10 protein-coding genes and 2 pseudogenes are annotated in these 15,709 nt (G+C 70.6%); 7 read left to right on the top strand and 5 right to left on the bottom strand.

All coding sequences use genetic code 11. The features are described from left to right. Positions 1 to 119: 119 nt before the first annotated feature. The 3 genes from ACK8N7_RS24060 to ACK8N7_RS24050 form a co-directional block, all read right to left on the bottom strand. Positions 120 to 1,352 (bottom strand): DUF418 domain-containing protein, encoded by a 1,233-nt coding sequence (locus tag ACK8N7_RS24060; RefSeq protein WP_403213010.1) that lies wholly within the window; start codon positions 1,350 to 1,352, stop codon positions 120 to 122. Beyond that, a complete protein-coding gene (locus ACK8N7_RS24055) occupies positions 1,349 to 2,014 on the bottom strand; it encodes a GOLPH3/VPS74 family protein (RefSeq protein WP_500444116.1) in 666 nt (221 codons plus the stop codon). Before ACK8N7_RS24055 ends, ACK8N7_RS24060 begins: the two co-directional genes overlap by 4 nt. A gap of 115 nt (positions 2,015 to 2,129) precedes the next feature. Then, on the bottom strand, positions 2,130 to 2,750 hold the full coding sequence (locus ACK8N7_RS24050; RefSeq protein WP_403213014.1) for an SACE_7040 family transcriptional regulator: 621 nt from the start codon (positions 2,748 to 2,750) through the stop codon (positions 2,130 to 2,132). Positions 2,751 to 2,888: 138 nt separating this feature from the next. Between ACK8N7_RS24050 and ACK8N7_RS24045 the strand changes: the two genes are divergently transcribed. The 6 genes and pseudogenes from ACK8N7_RS24045 to ACK8N7_RS24020 all read left to right on the top strand — a co-directional run bounded on the left by ACK8N7_RS24045 (position 2,889) and on the right by ACK8N7_RS24020 (position 10,115). Beyond that, the gene (locus ACK8N7_RS24045) at positions 2,889 to 4,511 is read left to right on the top strand and encodes a carboxyl transferase domain-containing protein (protein WP_032758494.1); all 1,623 of its coding nucleotides are present in this window, start codon (positions 2,889 to 2,891) and stop codon (positions 4,509 to 4,511) included. A gap of 7 nt (positions 4,512 to 4,518) precedes the next feature. After that, positions 4,519 to 6,462 carry an acetyl/propionyl/methylcrotonyl-CoA carboxylase subunit alpha gene (locus ACK8N7_RS24040; protein ID WP_500444115.1) on the top strand — a complete coding sequence of 648 codons (1,944 nt, stop codon included), beginning with the start codon at positions 4,519 to 4,521 and terminating at the stop codon, positions 6,460 to 6,462. Next, the gene (locus ACK8N7_RS24035) at positions 6,459 to 7,430 is read left to right on the top strand and encodes a hydroxymethylglutaryl-CoA lyase (protein WP_403213018.1); all 972 of its coding nucleotides are present in this window, start codon (positions 6,459 to 6,461) and stop codon (positions 7,428 to 7,430) included. Before ACK8N7_RS24040 ends, ACK8N7_RS24035 begins: the two co-directional genes overlap by 4 nt. Before the next feature lie 8 nt (positions 7,431 to 7,438). After that, positions 7,439 to 8,605, top strand: coding sequence for an acyl-CoA dehydrogenase family protein (locus tag ACK8N7_RS24030; RefSeq protein WP_355289208.1), 1,167 nt, complete (start codon positions 7,439 to 7,441; stop codon positions 8,603 to 8,605). 190 nt (positions 8,606 to 8,795) lie between these two features. Then, the gene (locus tag ACK8N7_RS24025; RefSeq protein ID WP_403213020.1) at positions 8,796 to 9,488 is read left to right on the top strand and encodes a hypothetical protein; all 693 of its coding nucleotides are present in this window, start codon (positions 8,796 to 8,798) and stop codon (positions 9,486 to 9,488) included. Positions 9,489 to 9,559: 71 nt separating this feature from the next. After that, positions 9,560 to 10,115: pseudogene (locus ACK8N7_RS24020) on the top strand (YdcF family protein). 27 nt (positions 10,116 to 10,142) lie between these two features. Here the strand turns inward: ACK8N7_RS24020 and ACK8N7_RS24015 are convergent. Together ACK8N7_RS24015 and ACK8N7_RS24010 are read right to left on the bottom strand one after the other, a co-directional pair. Further along, on the bottom strand, positions 10,143 to 10,961 hold the full coding sequence (locus ACK8N7_RS24015; RefSeq protein ID WP_500444114.1) for a putative adhesin: 819 nt from the start codon (positions 10,959 to 10,961) through the stop codon (positions 10,143 to 10,145). A 494-nt stretch (positions 10,962 to 11,455) separates the two neighbouring features. Next, positions 11,456 to 12,349 (bottom strand): S1 family peptidase, encoded by an 894-nt coding sequence (locus ACK8N7_RS24010; RefSeq protein ID WP_500444113.1) that lies wholly within the window; start codon positions 12,347 to 12,349, stop codon positions 11,456 to 11,458. 616 nt (positions 12,350 to 12,965) lie between these two features. Between ACK8N7_RS24010 and ACK8N7_RS24005 the strand changes: the two are divergent. Beyond that, a pseudogene (locus ACK8N7_RS24005) lies at positions 12,966 to 15,697 on the top strand (DUF6185 family protein). The last annotated feature ends 12 nt before the right edge of the window (positions 15,698 to 15,709 follow it).

Genomic DNA, 15,709 nt, shown 5'->3' with positions numbered 1-15,709 from the left:
CGGCCGGGGCCCGGTTCCGCACGATGGTGCGGCCGTGTCCGGGCACCGGAAGTATCGCCTTTCGCCCGAGGAGGGGTCGAACGCTTTTCCGGGAGAACGCCCGTCGGGGAGGAGCCTGTTCAGGCGCGAGGCGTCGGCCGGCCCCACAACGTGACCGTACGCAGCAGCCGTTCGACCGGGCCGAGCCGGTGGCGTTCCATCAGCCGGGCGGAGAAGGCGAGTTGGCACCCGTAGAAGAGCAGCGCCCCGCCCAGCACGGCCGCCGCGCCGACCCGGCCGTACAGGGCGGCCCCGTAACCGGTGAAGACGAGCGCCATCACGAGGGACTGCACCAGGTAGTTGGTGAGGGCCATGCGGCCGGCCGGAGCCAGCCGGGCGGCGAGGCGGGCGCCGCGCGGAGTGGTGAACCAGAGGAGCAGACCGCAGGCGTACGCGGCGCTGAGCGCGGGTGCGGTGAGCATGCCGACGATGAACATCGGGATCTCCCAGCGGGCGCCCAGCGGCCCCACCGTGCCCGCCGCCATGAGCGCGCCGCCGGGCAGCCCGACGGCCAGGCCCCAGCCGCAGATCCGGCGCAGCCGGGCCACGCGGTCCGGGGTGCCGGTGCCCGTCAGGAGCCGGCGCCTGCCCGCCACGAACCCGGCCAGGAACGCCGCGACGACCATGCCGCCCATCATGAGGAGCCCGGCCAGGATGTCGGTCCAGGCATCCATGTTGGCGCGGATCACGTCCGCCGGGCCGCCCCGGTACGCGGCGGTCAGCTCGGCCGCGGAGGCCGCGAGGCCCTCGTCGCCCCCGCCCGTGTCCACCAGGGCGACGGCTGCCCCGAGGAGCAGGTAGAGCGCGGCCACGGCCCCGTACACCCAGAGCGCGGCGCGCCACATCCTGGCCGGGTCGACGGCCCGGGCCGCGAAGAGGATCAGGCCGAGGACGGCGTACGTGGTGAGGATGTCGCCCGGGTACAGCAGGACCGCGTGCAGGGCGCCGAGCACGAACAGGCCGAGGAGGCGGCGCAGCATCCTGGGCGCGAAGGGGGCGCCGTCGCGTTCGGCCGAGTCCATCTGGAGGGTGGAGCTGTAGCCGAAGAGGAAGGAGAAGATCAGGTAGAACTTGGTCTGGACGAGCATCATGACCAGCCAGTGCGCCGCCTGGTCCAGACCACTGGCGCTCGGCCCGCCGCCGCCCCGCCCTTCGATGCCCGCCATCACCAGGACATTGGCGAGGAAGATGCCGCAGAGCGCGAAGCCGCGGAGCGCGTCGACCTCGACGATGCGGTGGGGCCTCGGCATCACGGCTGCGGGCTCGGCCGCTGACGTGGGCCCCGTGGGCCGGATGGTCTCCGGATGCTTCACGGGACGACGGAGAGCACGGTCACCACGGTCACCGTGGAGATCGCGGCCTGGAGGTTGCGGATGGCCTCCCGCACGCTCACGCCCGCCCAGTGGCCGTCGGCGATCTCCGCCATGCGCGGGGCCGCCTGCTTCTTCGGCAGGCCGGGGAAGGCCTGCGGGTGCATCCCCGTGGCGTGCAGCAGGGCGACCAGCGCGCTGGTGCGGGCGTCCGGCTCGGCCCCGTGCAGCACCACCGCGGCCAGCCGTGCGCGCAGCTCCCGTTCGACGGATCCGTCGGCCTCCGGGTAGCGGCGCACCGGGAAGACGCCGAGGGCCCGGTGCTTCTCCTCGGTCACCAGACCGCGGGCGCAGAGGCCGGCCACCACGTCCTGCGAGCCCTTCGCGTGCTCCCGGGTCAGCCAGTCGACCACCTTGCGGCTGCTGGAGGCCCCGTGGACCCAGCGCACCAGCCGGTCGAGCCGTCCGTCGAGGAGAGCGTCACCGGTGGGGGTCGGGTCGAAGACCTCGACGCGGCCGCCCTTCACCGTGACGCGGCCCGCCATGACCAGCTCCAGGAGCATGCCCGCGGCCACGCCCCAGCGCGCCGCCGACTCCCCCTTCGCCGCGCCGGTCATGTCGTCCAGCGACAGCAGCATGATCTCTTCGCCCAGCGAGACGGCCATGGTCAGGCTCCCCCGTACTCTCTTCGTCCCGATCGGTGTCCCGGCCGGTCCCTTCGTCCTGCTCGGACAGACGTGAAGAACCCGCCCGGGGTTGCTCACAAGGCGAAACTCCTGCTCAGGAGGGGTCCGCGGCCGCCGCGAACGCCCCGCGCGCCAGCCGGTGCAGCAGTGCGGCGGTGGCCTCGCGCCCGGGGCGGGCCTCGGGGCGGGCCAGGTGCGGGGTGGAGTTCAGCAGGCCGAAGACGGCGTGCACGGTGACGCGGGCCTCGTTCTCGGGCAGGCCGGGGTAGAGGGCGCGGACGACGCCCACCCAGACCTCCACGTACTCGCGCTGGAGCCGGCGCACCCGCTTGCGGTCCGTGTCGCGCAGCCGGTCCAGCTCGCGGTCGTGGAGGGTGATGAGGGGGCGGTCGTCGAGGGCGAAGTCGATGTGGCCCTCGATGAGCGCGTCCAGGAGGGCTTCCGGGGAACCGTCACCCCGGGCGGCGTCCTCCGCCACCCGGAGGCGGCCGCCGTCCAGCAGCCGCTCGCTGATGCCGACCAGCAGCTCGGCGAGCATCGCGTCCTTGCCGGGGAAGTGGCGGTAGAGGCCGGGGCCGCTGATACCGACCGCAGCGCCTATCTCGTCGACGCCGACACCGTGGAAGCCGCGCTCGGCGAAGAGGCGCGCGGCCTCCCGCAGGATCTGCTCGCGGCGGGTGGGGGCCGCGACGCGGGCGGCGGCATGGGTGCTCATGAGGATTCATTCTAGACAGGGCCGTTAGCGCTCGTTAACCTGAGGGAAACGCGTTAACGCTCATTAACAGCAGACGGTCATCAACAGCAGACCGTCATCACACACATGATCGCGGTACGGGCAAGGGGGCTCGACACGATGCAGCAGGCACCGGTCCTGGCGAGCGCGGCCGATCCCGCCTCGGAGGCCTGGCAGGCCAACGAGGCGGCGCATCACGCGCTCGCCGACGAGCTGGCGGCACGGCTCGCCACGGCACGGCTGGGCGGCGGTGAGAAGGCGCGGGCCCGCCACGAGGCGCGCGGCAAGCTGCTCCCCCGGGACCGGGTGGACACCCTCCTCGACCCGGGCTCGCCGTTCCTGGAGCTGGCCCCGCTGGCGGCCGAGGGGCTGTACGGGGGCGCCGCCCCGGCAGCCGGGGTGATCGCCGGGATCGGGCGGGTCAGTGGCCGCGAGTGCGTGATCGTCGCCAATGACGCGACCGTCAAGGGCGGCACGTACTACCCGATGACCGTGAAGAAGCACCTGCGCGCGCAGGAGGTGGCGCTGGAGAACCGGCTCCCCTGCCTCTACCTGGTCGACTCGGGCGGCGCGTTCCTCCCGATGCAGGACGAGGTCTTCCCCGACCGGGACCACTTCGGACGGATCTTCTACAACCAGGCCCGGATGTCGGGGGCGGGCATCCCGCAGATCGCGGCGGTGCTGGGCTCCTGCACGGCGGGCGGGGCGTACGTCCCGGCGATGAGCGACGAGGCCGTCATCGTCCGCAACCAGGGCACGATCTTCCTCGGCGGCCCCCCGCTGGTGAAGGCCGCGACCGGTGAGGTCGTCACGGCGGAGGAGCTGGGCGGCGGCGAGGTCCACTCCCGCACGTCGGGGGTCACCGACCACCTCGCGGAGGACGACGCGCACGCCCTGCGGATCGTCCGCAACATCGTGGCGACCCTCCCGGACCGCGCCCCGCTCCCCTGGTCGGTCGAGCCGGCCGAGGAGCCGAAGGTGGACCCGGCGGGTCTGTACGGGGCGGTCCCGGTGGACTCCCGCACCCCGTACGACGTACGCGAGGTCATCGCCCGGGTGGTGGACGGCTCGCGCTTCCAGGAGTTCAAGGCGGAGTACGGTACGACGCTGATCACCGGGTTCGCCCGCATCCACGGCCACCCCGTGGGGATCGTCGCGAACAACGGGATCCTGTTCTCCGAGTCGGCCCAGAAGGGCGCGCACTTCATCGAGCTGTGCGACCAGCGCGGCATCCCGCTCGTCTTCCTGCAGAACATCTCCGGCTTCATGGTCGGCCGGGACTACGAGGCGGGCGGCATCGCCAAGCACGGCGCGAAGATGGTCACGGCGGTGGCGTGCACCCGGGTGCCGAAGCTGACGGTCGTGGTCGGCGGTTCGTACGGCGCGGGCAACTACTCCATGTGCGGCCGGGCGTACTCGCCCCGCTTCCTGTGGATGTGGCCCAACGCCAAGATCTCCGTCATGGGCGGCGAGCAGGCGGCTTCCGTCCTGGCCACCGTCAAGCGCGACCAGCTCGGAGACGACTGGAGCGCCGAGGACGAAGAAACGTTCAAGGCCCCGATCCGCCAGCAGTACGAGACCCAGGGCAACGCGTACTACGCCACCGCCCGGCTCTGGGACGACGGTGTGATCGACCCCGTGGACACCCGCCAGGTGCTGGGCCTCGCCCTGACCGCCTGCGCCAATGCCCCGCTGCCCCAGAAGGACCCGGCCGGGCCCGGCTTCGGCGTCTTCCGGATGTGAGGAACAGATGACGATGTTCGACACCGTTCTGGTCGCCAACCGCGGCGAGATCGCCGTCCGGGTGATCCGGACCCTGCGCGAGCTGGGGGTGCGCTCGGTCGCGGTCTTCAGCGACGCGGACGCGGACGCCCGGCATGTACGGGAGGCGGACACGGCGGTACGGATCGGCCCGCCGCCGGCCGCCGAGAGCTACCTGTCGGTTCCGGCGCTCCTGGAGGCGGCCCGCCGCACGGGGGCGCAGGCAGTCCACCCCGGCTACGGCTTCCTCGCGGAGAACGCGGCCTTCGCCGCCGCCTGCGCGGAGGCGGGGCTGACCTTCATCGGCCCGCCCGCCTCCGCGATCTCGCTCATGGGCGACAAGATCCGGGCCAAGGAGACGGTCTCGGCGGCCGGGGTCCCGGTGGTCCCGGGTTCGTCCGGCAGCGGCCTGACCGACGCCCAACTGGAGTCGGCGGCAAGGGAGATCGGCACCCCCGTATTGTTGAAACCCTCTGCGGGCGGCGGCGGCAAGGGCATGCGCCTGGTCCGGGACGCGGAGGTGCTGGCGGAGGAGATCGCGGCGGCGAGGCGCGAGGCCCGCGCCTCGTTCGGCGACGACACCCTCCTCGTGGAGCGGTGGATCGACCGCCCGCGCCACATCGAGATCCAGGTCCTGGCCGACGCCCACGGCAACGCGATCCACCTCGGCGAGCGCGAGTGCTCGCTCCAGCGCCGCCACCAGAAGATCATCGAGGAGGCCCCTTCGGTCCTCCTCGACGAGGAGACCCGGGCGGCGATGGGCGAGGCGGCCGTGCAGGCGGCCCGCAGTTGCGGCTATGTCGGCGCGGGGACGGTGGAGTTCATCGTCCCGGGCAACGACCCGGCCTCGTACTACTTCATGGAGATGAACACCCGCCTCCAGGTGGAACACCCGGTCACCGAGCTGATCACGGGGCTCGACCTGGTGGAGTGGCAGCTGCGGGTCGCGTCGGGCGAGCAACTCCCGTACGCACAAGAGGACATCCACCTGAACGGCTGGGCCATCGAGGCCCGGGTCTGCGCCGAGGACCCGTCCCGGGGCTTCCTGCCCTCGGGCGGTACGGTGCTGGCGCTGCGCGAGCCGCAGGGCGGCGGGGTGCGGACGGACTCGGGGCTCAGTGAGGGCGTGCCGGTGGGCAGCCTGTACGACCCGATGCTGTCGAAGGTCATCGCGTACGGCCCCGACCGCGCGACGGCCATCCGCAAGCTGCGGGCGGCCCTCGCGGACACGGTGATCCTGGGCGTCCCGACCAACACGGGCTTCCTGCGCCGCCTGCTGGCCCACCCGGACGTGATCTCCGGCAACCTCGACACGGGGCTCGTGGAACGCGAGGCGGAGGGCCTGGTGCCGGACGGGGTGCCGGTCGAGGTCTACGCGGCGGCGGCCGCGGTCCGCCGGGAGGCGCTGGAGCCCCGGCCGGACGCGGGGGGCTGGACGGACCCGTTCTCGGTGCCGAGCGGGTGGCGGACGGGGGGCATCCCGGCGCCGCTGGTGTTCCCGCTGCGGGTGTCGGGACTTGAACCCGTTGCTCATGGCTCCCCAACCGACGCCCGGGTGACGCCCAACCGGGTTTCCGTCGAACTGGACGGCCTGGCGCACCACTTCCACCGCTCCGGCGACTGGCTCGGCCGGGACGGCGACACCTGGCACGTCCAGGACCACGACCCGGTCGAGGCCTCCCTGAGCGGGGCCGGCCGGGGCGGGGCGGACACGCTGGCGGCGCCGATGCCGGGCACGGTCACGGTGGTGAAGGTGGCCGTCGGGGACGAGGTCGAGGCGGGACAGAGCCTGCTCGTGGTGGAGGCGATGAAGATGGAGCACGTGATCTCCGCCCCGCACGCGGGGACCGTCACCGAGCTGGACGTCACGGCGGGAGCGACGGTGGCGATGGACCAGATCCTGGCGGTCGTGGCCCCTCGGGAGGACTCATGACCACGCGACCACTCCCCATGAAGGTCCCGGCCCCGGGTCTCCCCTCCCGGGTCCGCATCCACGAAGTGGGCGCGCGGGACGGCCTGCAGAACGAGAAGGAGACCGTCCCGACGCCGGTGAAGGCGGAGTTCATCCGCCGCCTGGCCGTGGCGGGCCTGACGACCGTCGAGGCGACGAGCTTCGTGCACCCGAAGTGGGTGCCCCAACTGGCCGACGCGGAGGAGCTGTTCCCGCTCCTCGGCGAGGTCGCGGACATCGGTGACGTGTCCCTCCCGGTCCTTGTCCCGAACGAACGCGGCCTGGACCGGGCGCTCGCGCTCGGGGCCCGGTCGATCGCGGTGTTCGGCTCGGCGACGGAGACGTTCGCCGCACGAAACCTCAACCGGACGGTCGACGAGTCGCTCGCGATGTTCGAGCCGGTGGTGGCCCGCGCCAAGGCGGACAAGGTGCATGTGCGCGGGTACCTGTCGATGTGCTTCGGCGACCCGTGGGAGGGCGCGGTGCCGGTGGCACAGGTGGTCAGGGTCGCGAAGGCGCTGATGGACCTGGGCTGCGACGAGCTGTCGCTGGGCGACACGATCGGGGTGGCGACGCCGGGCCACGTAACAGCACTGCTGACAGCGCTGAACGAGGCGGGCGTGACGACCCCCGTCATCGGGGTGCACTTCCACGACACGTACGGCCAGGCGCTGTCCAACACCCTGGCGGCGCTCCAGCACGGAGTGACGACGGTGGACGCCTCGGCGGGCGGCCTGGGCGGCTGCCCGTACGCGAAGAGCGCCACGGGCAATCTCGCCACCGAGGACCTGGTGTGGATGCTCGACGGCCTGGGAATCGAAACGGGCGTCGACCTGTCCGAACTGACCGCCACCAGCGTCTGGCTGGCCGAACACCTGGGCCGACCGAGCCCATCCCGCACGGTCCGCGCCCTGACCCCTTCTCCCTCTTCCGCCTCCCACAAGGAGTGAGTCACACCATGTCCCTGGACCACCGGCTGACCGCCGAGCACGAGGAACTGCGCCGCACGGTAGAGGCGTTCGCGCACGACGTGGTCGCGCCGAAGATCGGCGACTTCTACGAGCGCCATGAATTCCCGTACGAGATCGTGCGCGAGATGGGCCGGATGGGCCTGTTCGGGCTGCCGTTCCCGGAGGAGTACGGCGGGATGGGCGGCGACTACCTCGCGCTCGGGATCGCCCTGGAGGAGCTGGCCCGGGTCGACTCCTCGGTTGCGATCACGCTGGAGGCCGGGGTCTCGCTGGGCGCGATGCCGCTCCACCTCTTCGGCACGGAGGAGCAGAAGCGGCAGTGGCTGCCGAAGCTCTGTGCGGGCGAGGCGCTGGGCGCGTTCGGCCTGACCGAGCCGGACGGCGGCTCGGACGCGGGCGGCACGCGGACGACGGCGGTGCTGGACGAGGCGACGAACGAGTGGGTCATCAACGGCTCGAAGTGCTTCATCACCAACTCGGGCACGGACATTACGGAGTTGGTGACGGTAACGGCCGTGACCGGCCGCAAGGAGGACGGCCGCCCCCGGATCTCCGCGATCATCGTCCCGTCCGGCACCCCCGGCTTCACGGTCGCGGCCCCGTATTCCAAGGTCGGCTGGAACGCCTCGGACACCCGCGAGCTGTCCTTCACCGACGTCCGCGTCCCGGCGGCGAACCTCCTGGGCGAGGAGGGCCGGGGCTACGCCCAGTTCCTGCGGATCCTGGACGAGGGCCGGGTCGCGATCTCCGCCCTGGCCACGGGCCTGGCGCAGGGCTGCGTGGACGAGTCGGTGAAGTACGCGGCCGAGCGCCACGCCTTCGGCAAGCCGATCGGCGCCAACCAGGCGATCCAGTTCAAGATCGCCGACATGGAGATGCGCGCCCACATGGCCCGCGTGGGCTGGCGCGACGCGGCTTCGCGGCTGGTGGCGGGCGAACCGTTCAAGAAGGAGGCGGCGATCGCGAAGCTGTACTCCTCCACGGTCGCGGTGGACAACGCCCGCGAGGCGACACAGATCCACGGCGGTTACGGCTTCATGAACGAGTACCCGGTGGCGCGGATGTGGCGCGACTCGAAGATCCTGGAGATCGGCGAGGGGACGTCGGAGGTCCAGCGGATGCTGATCGCACGGGAGTTGGGGCTGCCGGCCTGATCTGCCGCCCGGTGCTCCAACTGCCGCCTCGGCCGCCGTGGATGTGCTCATGGCAGCTGGGGCGGTCGTGCCAGCCGGCCGCCAGGGACCTTGTCACGGTGAGTGGCCCTTCTTCTTGCGATTCGCCGTTCACTCGCCTGAGCCAGGTGGGAGACTCGGCGGACACGTGGCGATCCAAGGAGTTCAGGGCATGGCAACAGATGCTTTTGACGGACCGGTTCCGGAAGAAGCCATACGTGGACAACGAGTCCTCGCCCTGCTGGACAAAGCGGTCGAAGTCCAGAGTTCACCGGTGCGGAAGAAGATCGCCCGGGCACGCCAGCGGAACCCGGAGGCGACACCAGCACAGGTGATCCGCAATCTGGAACGGATGTATGTCAGCGCATTGACCGGGTCGGGTGCCGCAGTTGGGGGAGCAGCAGCCGCGCCCGGCGTCGGCACAGGAATCTCGCTGGCGCTGTCGGCGGGCGAGGTGCTCACCTCCCTGGAGATGAGCGCCCTCTTCGCGCTCTCGATCGCAGAAGTCCATGGAGTCCCCATCGACGAGATCGAGCGCCGCCGCACGATCGTGATGGGCGTCATGCTCGGCGGGAGCGGCACGGCCACCATCGCCGGGGTCGCTGAGCGTACGGGGCAACACTGGGGACGTCAGGTCGTCGCCAAGGTGCCTGTCGAGACCTTGCGGCAGATCAACAAGGTCCTGGGGAAGAACTTCGTCACGAAGTACGGGACCAAGCAAGGAATCATCGTTCTCGGTCGAGTGGCACCCTTCGGTATCGGCGCTGTGATCGGCGGTGGCGCCAATGCGGCCATCGGCGCTCTCGCGGTGAGGGCCGCTCGTCGCGCATTCGGTCCGCCCCCTGCATCGTGGGACCACGGCTGACACCCAGCACACAGCTGACGTCCCACTCAGGGCCCCAACGGGGCCGGCCTGTGACAGAAGGACAAGGCATCATGGTCTCCGCCCAGTCCTGGTCGGACGCCCGGCAGGTGTGGGACCACCACCTCATGCACCACGCCCCCCGCGCCTGCTCGGTCATCATCGGGCTCGGCATCCATGACCTGGGGGTGGCCGACGTATCGGCGGGGTTCTACCTGCGCGGGCTGGCCCCCGTCATCGTGTTCACCGGCTCGACCAGCCCCACCACTCGCGACCGGATGCCTCGCGGAGGCCGGTACGGACGTGGACTCCGTACTGCTGGTCAGCAAGCCGTACGAGGAGCGGCGCGCGTACGCCACGGCCCGCAAGCCGTGGCCGGAGGTGGACGTCGTCAGCGCGTCGAGTGCGATGACCTTCGAGGAGTACGTGGCCTCGATCGGGGACGACCGGCTGGTCATCGACATGCTGGTCGGGGCCCTGCAGCGGCTGCTTCTCTACCCGGCTCAGGGTTTCATGATCGAGCAGCCCGTCCCCGACGAGGTCACGGCGGCGTACGAGCGGCTGCGCCGGGCCGGGTCCACCCGTCGGCTGGTCGCCGGGCAGGGCTCGGGAAGCCCGTCCGCCCGCTGAGGGCCCCTGGCAACACCCCGGCCCCTCCTACTTCTTGCGGCGCTTGGTCGGCTTCTCCGGTTCCGGGGAGGGGGACGGGGACGTGGTGCGGAGCATGACCGTGTAGTTGCGGTGCTCGAAGAGCCGTTCGATCTCCGGGACGCTGGAGGAGCCCACCCCGCAGCAGGCGTAGTGCACGGTCAGGGGGGCTTCGTCGTTCCCCTGTGCCTCGTGGGCCGCAGCGAGTTCGGCCACCTTGTCACGCAGGGTGCCGCCCTCCACCGAGGTCGCGCCCTCGGCCAGATGCTTGGCCTCCAGAGGCATCAGCTTGTAGTTGATGACCTCCTGGCCCGCCGTGTAGGTCTTGGGAAACCCGTCGGGCATCGGCTTGCGCTTGTTGTTGGGGCCGACCAGTTCGAGGTTGTCCGCGGCCGGCGGCTCGCCGGACTCCACGAGCTTCGCCACCTCGTTCTCCAGCCACGCACCCGGCGGGGCGTAGACGATCAGCTCGATGCCCGCCGGCACGGTGAAGGTCGCCTTGAGCGCGCGGCTGCGTGGGTTGTCGGGGTTCTTGGGCAGGCGCTGGTTGTCGCCGAACCGCCCGTGCCCGCTGATCACGGTGGTGCTTTGGCTGCTCGTGCTCGCTTCGGGCTCCCCGGTGTCCTCCCCCGGCATCCGCTGCACCGGCAGCGCCGCCCGGCTGTCGAGCATGCGGCACACGGCGGCGTTCCCGGCCGAGCGCTGCAGCTCCATCAGGCGGCCGCCGGTCTCCTGTGCGGACGCGGGTGACGTGGCAGCCGCGAGAGCTCCCGGCTGCGGGAGCCTGAGCGATCGGTGGCCCTCTTCCGCCTCTTCACGCGTGTGCATCAGCCACTCCCTTCGGTACGGAATCCACGCGGAGGGGGCGCGGGAAGAAATCAACACTAGGGCGCCCGGACCGACGGCGGCAGAGCGCGGGGGCGGTGGCCGGGGACAGTGTCCCTTGCCCTCGGGGGCCACCGGGGGCGGCACCCTGCGAGCCCGGGGGCCGTACGGCGGAAGAGTCTTCAGCTAAGGCGTGGATCGCCGACCCGGGGAAGGGGCGGACAGAAATATGACAACGTTATCCAACCCCCGTCCGGACGCAGGCACCACAGTGCTCGGCACAGTTTTCCCGCAGCGGGCCGTCAGGGGAAGAGCTGGGCAACAGCCCGTGTCCCCGGAGGCAGCGCCCCCTCCGGAGACCGGCTCGCCGTGCCGGGTGACGAAGAGGACCCACACGACAGCGGACCGCGCGATCAACGCGGTCCGCCGGGGTGCGTCACTGCACCGGACTTCGGGAGCTCGGCCGGCCGTCACCCCCGAAGATCCGGCAAGAGATGCTAGAGGACCGTTGCGCCGTAGACGCTCAGGGCCTCGGTGACGGGCTGGTAGAACGTCGTTCCGCCGGTACGGCAGTTCCCGCTGCCGCCCGAGGTGAGGCCCAGAGCGGTGCTTCCGGCGAAGAGCGAGCCGCCGCTGTCGCCGGGCTCGGCGCAGACGTTGGTCTGGATCATGCCGTACACGATGCCGCTGGAACCGTAGTTCACGGTGGCGTTGAGGCCGGTGACCGTACCGCTGCGCAGCCCGGTGGTGCTGCCGCTGCGGAGGACGGACTGACCCACGAACGCGTTGCCCGCCGTGGTGATGTCCTGGTAGGAGCCGTTGTACAGGTAGACCCGGCCGTCGGCCGCAGCCGGGTTGGAGTGGCGGATAATGCCGTAGTCGTTGTTCGGGAAGCTGGTGCCGGTACGCGTACCGATGGACCAGCTGGCGCCGATGTTGGTGCAGTGGCCGGCAGTCAGCGCGTGGGCCACGCCGCCGACCGACACGTTGAAGCCGAGCGAACAGCGGCTGCCGCTCGTGGTGATGGCCTCACCGCCGGCAATCAACGGGGTGAACTTGCCGGTGGTGCGCTTGATGGTCAATTGGGCCCTGGAGTTCGCCAGCGCGCCCTTGACCTCGGCCAGTTCGGCCTTCGACACGGTGCTGTCGATGGTCACGACGATCTTGCCGGTGCTTGCCTCGGTGTACCAGGCGGTGCCGGCCACATCGGCGCCGAGCACGGCGGAGCTGGCGTCGGCGAGCTGCGAGGCGGTCGCCTTGACCTGGGGTTCCGGGGCGGCGACGGCCGAGGGTGCCGCCAGTGCGAGGGCGGTCACCAGACCGGACGCCACAGCGACGAGCCGGGCTCGTCTGGTGGTGCTGGTCAGCAGGGAGAAGCGCTTGAAGGTCACGAGATCCTCCGCAGGTATGGGGGGGGATGGACAGCCCCGTCGGGTGGGGTGGGGCAGTCGGGGCGCCAGGTTCCCGTCCGGCGATCGCTGGACGTGAACCTGTCAAGTTGCACGGTTGAATGGTCAACGGCGACGACTCCGGACGCAAGGTCGGATTCCGGCCCGCGGCCCCTGAACGACGCGGAGACCAAGGAGCCGACCGAGACCCATTGGTCGCGTATGGCTATTCTCTGCGAATTACATAATTACTTACTGATCAATGCCTCGATAGAACCTATTTTTGCGGTATCTGACGTGCGCCTAATAAACCCTGCGAAGCCTGGCTGCTTTGCTACATCTTTACAAAAAAAGTGACCACGGGTTACGCAAGGGGCCCGTGCGACGCCCCGACCGGACGCGTCTCGACGATTGACGCATATTCCACATAAACGGGGCACCGACGTCAACGTTCATCAATTCCGCAACTAAGGCATTTAAGGAGATACCCTATTTAATCACCCGCATATGGAAGCTGGCCTAATTTTTACCTTCGGCCCCCTTACGAACGTGATCGTGACTCTGAGGACAGGCGTCCACCCCACCCCGCTGAGTTGGCGACGCCCACCACCCATCAAGGGTGCCGAAATGGGGAAAGGCTCCGGTCGAAGCGTTGCGGACGGGGTCGTCGTCCGATGGGGCCCGTCGGGGGGAGGCGGTTGCCGAGGTGCCGAGGGTTCGAGGGGCGGGGCTGCTGCTGGTGCTCCTGTGCGGGATTCTCATCGGGCAGGTGTTGCTCTGGCCCACGGCCGGCCGAGCCGAAGGGCTGCCGGCCCCGCCGGACTGCGCCGACAACGGGTCGAAGGGTGCCACCGGCAGAGCCGGGATCGTGTTCGAGCACCGGGGCCGGACCTACACGAAGGCCACCAGCGACGTCACGATCACCGTTCCGATGTCCTGGAAGCGCGCCGACAAGCTGGGGTTCGGAACGGCGAGTGAGGGCTACCGGCCGGCCATGCGCTGCCTGGTACGGGGGGACCAACGATTCGACACGCGCCGGGAGGAGTGGCGGGCACACGAACCCGTCGTCAAGCCCGGCGCAAAGTCCGTGACCATCCGCGTCAGAGCCCACACCTGGGTGGACCAGCGGCGGACGCTCCTCGTCGGGCCCTGGGTCGTCACCGTGGGGTCGGCCTCATGGAAGGTACGGTTCGCGCCCCCGAGAACTCTTGGTTCGGTGGTGTGGCAGGGCGTCACTGTGGACCCCGGTGCGCCGGGAGTCACGAGAGCGATTCCGCGCGCCGCCCAGGGCGAAGGCACTCATGGCCTTCGGTGGAACAGCGCGGCGCCCGAGCGGCCCATCACCGTGTGGATCGAACCCTCCTGGCCGCGGTCCTGGTCCGCCCAGGACGACAGCGCACCCTTCGGAGTCATCAATGCCACGGGTACCTGCTTTGGGACGTCCTCGTCGCCGCGGCACTGTGGCGCGCGGCAGTCCTGTACCGCAGGCAGCGCCGCAGGCTCGATCCGGCCGAGCATCGCGCCGTCGTCAACCTGACCAACTGGGCAGCGGCCCTGTTCTGTCTCTCTCTGCTGGCCAACGCCGACGACCTCGTTTTCGTGGCCACGGGCGCTTTCGATGACCCCGGCCAGTGGGTGCCACAGGCTCGCTCGGCCGTACACGCGTGGTGGCTGAGTGCGCTGGCCGGAGCCGTCCTCCTCCTGGTCGCACGGGCGAGCGGCCGACTGCGCCGCGGCGGCGTCGCACTCGCCGTGGTGGCGGCGGTTCCAGGAGTCCTGCCGAGCGCTGTCGGGCTGGACGCACCGGCCTTCGTCCGCCCGGAGACCCACGGCCACTCCTGGTACACCATCGGCGTCGTCGCCGCCGCTGCCCTGGCATCGTCCCTGCTCCTGGTGGTGAGCACCTGGGCTGCCGCGTGGAGGCTCCTGCGCGACGCCGGGCTCCTCCGCAGGCGCGCGGTGGACTTCCCCCTCGGCAGAGCTCTCGCGTTCTCCGCGGGCGGTGTGGCTCTGACGGCCGTGTCCCAGGCCGCCGCAAAGGAGCGGGACTGGCTGCGGGACAGCTGGCCGAGCGCCCTGGTCGACCCGACGTACCGACTGTGGTGGACCGACGGCACTCTCATCTCCCACAATGTGGGGTACGGCGCCTGGCACGAGGCCGAGCTGCGCAGCGGGCTGCTGTGGTCCGCCACCTACGCGCAGGGCTGGTGGACGGGCACGCTGTGGACCCTGACCGCCCTGGCCATGCTGGCCTTTCTGTACGTCACCGCGCACAGGCGTGTGGGCGTGACCCCGCCTGCCGCCCAGCCGCCCGTGCTCAGCACCGAACCGAGCCCTGCTGAGCAGTGGTTGCTGCGGGTGTCCCTTCCTGCTGTCGTGCTGCTGTTCCTCGGGGTCTACGCCGCGAACAGCGCACCGGCCCTGCTCTGGTTCCTCATCGATCTGGCAGCTCTGTCCCTGTGTCTGCGCCTGGGGATCCGGCGTGCCGTGCTGTACCGCGAAGTCAGCAACGGGCGACGGCTGGGTGATCTGCTGACTGTCGCGGACCGCCCCCAACTGCTGGACGCGGCACGGGGACACCGTGAGAAGCTCGCCAAGCTCCGCCGCCTCGACCACGGGCAGTCGGACGAAGCCGTGATCGACCGCCACCTGGTCGAGGAGGAGCTGAGGCTCTCCCGACGGTGGGTGAGGGCACGCGACACCGCTCAGCACTACGAGCTGCCGCCGGACGTGACAGCGGTCGACGCGGTGCTGGCTCTCGGCCCGGGGGACACATGGTGGCAGAACGCCACAACCGCCGCCCGGTACAGCGCCCTTCTCTCCCTCCCGTTCGCCGGCCTCCTGACCTGGGTGCAGACGCTGCGTGGCGACGCACTGACCGGCACGCTGCACGACCCCTTCGGCATTTTCGAGGTCATCTGGTCCCCCGCGTCCTGGATAGTCGCCTTCGCCTCGGCCGGCTTCCTCCTGGGAGCCCTGTGGCGCCGCCTTCCCGGTCGGCACGGTCCCATGAAGGTCCTGCTTCTGGCCGTCGCCTACACCGTACCGGTGGGCCTCTTCGCCGTCGGCAACCAACTCCTCAGCGAGGAACAGGGCGTTCTCGCCTTCGCGTCGGCGTCCATCCTGCTCGTCCTCACCCTCACGGCGGTGGCCGTGGACCTGCACACCTTCCGAACGGAGCGCGCGTTCCGGCCCTCCCGGATACAACTGCTTTTCTCCGTCTACCAAATACGTTTTCTTTCCCCGCAGATAGCCTGGGTCCTGGCGCAGCTCGTCGCCGTGGTCACACTCTGGCAGTTCTTCGGGGCCCCCGACACGCCACCGTCCGGGGGAGGTTCCGTGAGCAGGTGAGCGGCTCGCCGA

This window comes from Streptomyces griseobrunneus (assembly GCF_046713465.1).
GTDB classification, from domain to species: domain Bacteria; phylum Actinomycetota; class Actinomycetes; order Streptomycetales; family Streptomycetaceae; genus Streptomyces; species Streptomyces microflavus.
This window is presented reverse-complemented; position numbering and strand designations above follow the sequence as displayed.

What these genes read in the sequence shown, in the direction of transcription:
- ACK8N7_RS24055 (WP_500444116.1), bottom strand. Translation starts at nt 2,014, where the DNA reads ATGGCCGTCTCGCTGGGCGAAGAGATCATGCTGCTGTCGCTGGACGAC.
- ACK8N7_RS24035 (WP_403213018.1), top strand. Translation starts at nt 6,459, where the DNA reads ATGACCACGCGACCACTCCCCATGAAGGTCCCGGCCCCGGGTCTCCCC.
- ACK8N7_RS24040 (WP_500444115.1), top strand. Translation starts at nt 4,519, where the DNA reads ATGACGATGTTCGACACCGTTCTGGTCGCCAACCGCGGCGAGATCGCC.
- ACK8N7_RS24045 (WP_032758494.1), top strand. Translation starts at nt 2,889, where the DNA reads ATGCAGCAGGCACCGGTCCTGGCGAGCGCGGCCGATCCCGCCTCGGAG.
- ACK8N7_RS24015 (WP_500444114.1), bottom strand. Translation starts at nt 10,961, where the DNA reads ATGCACACGCGTGAAGAGGCGGAAGAGGGCCACCGATCGCTCAGGCTC.
- ACK8N7_RS24030 (WP_355289208.1), top strand. Translation starts at nt 7,439, where the DNA reads ATGTCCCTGGACCACCGGCTGACCGCCGAGCACGAGGAACTGCGCCGC.
- ACK8N7_RS24050 (WP_403213014.1), bottom strand. Translation starts at nt 2,750, where the DNA reads ATGAGCACCCATGCCGCCGCCCGCGTCGCGGCCCCCACCCGCCGCGAG.
- ACK8N7_RS24025 (WP_403213020.1), top strand. Translation starts at nt 8,796, where the DNA reads ATGGCAACAGATGCTTTTGACGGACCGGTTCCGGAAGAAGCCATACGT.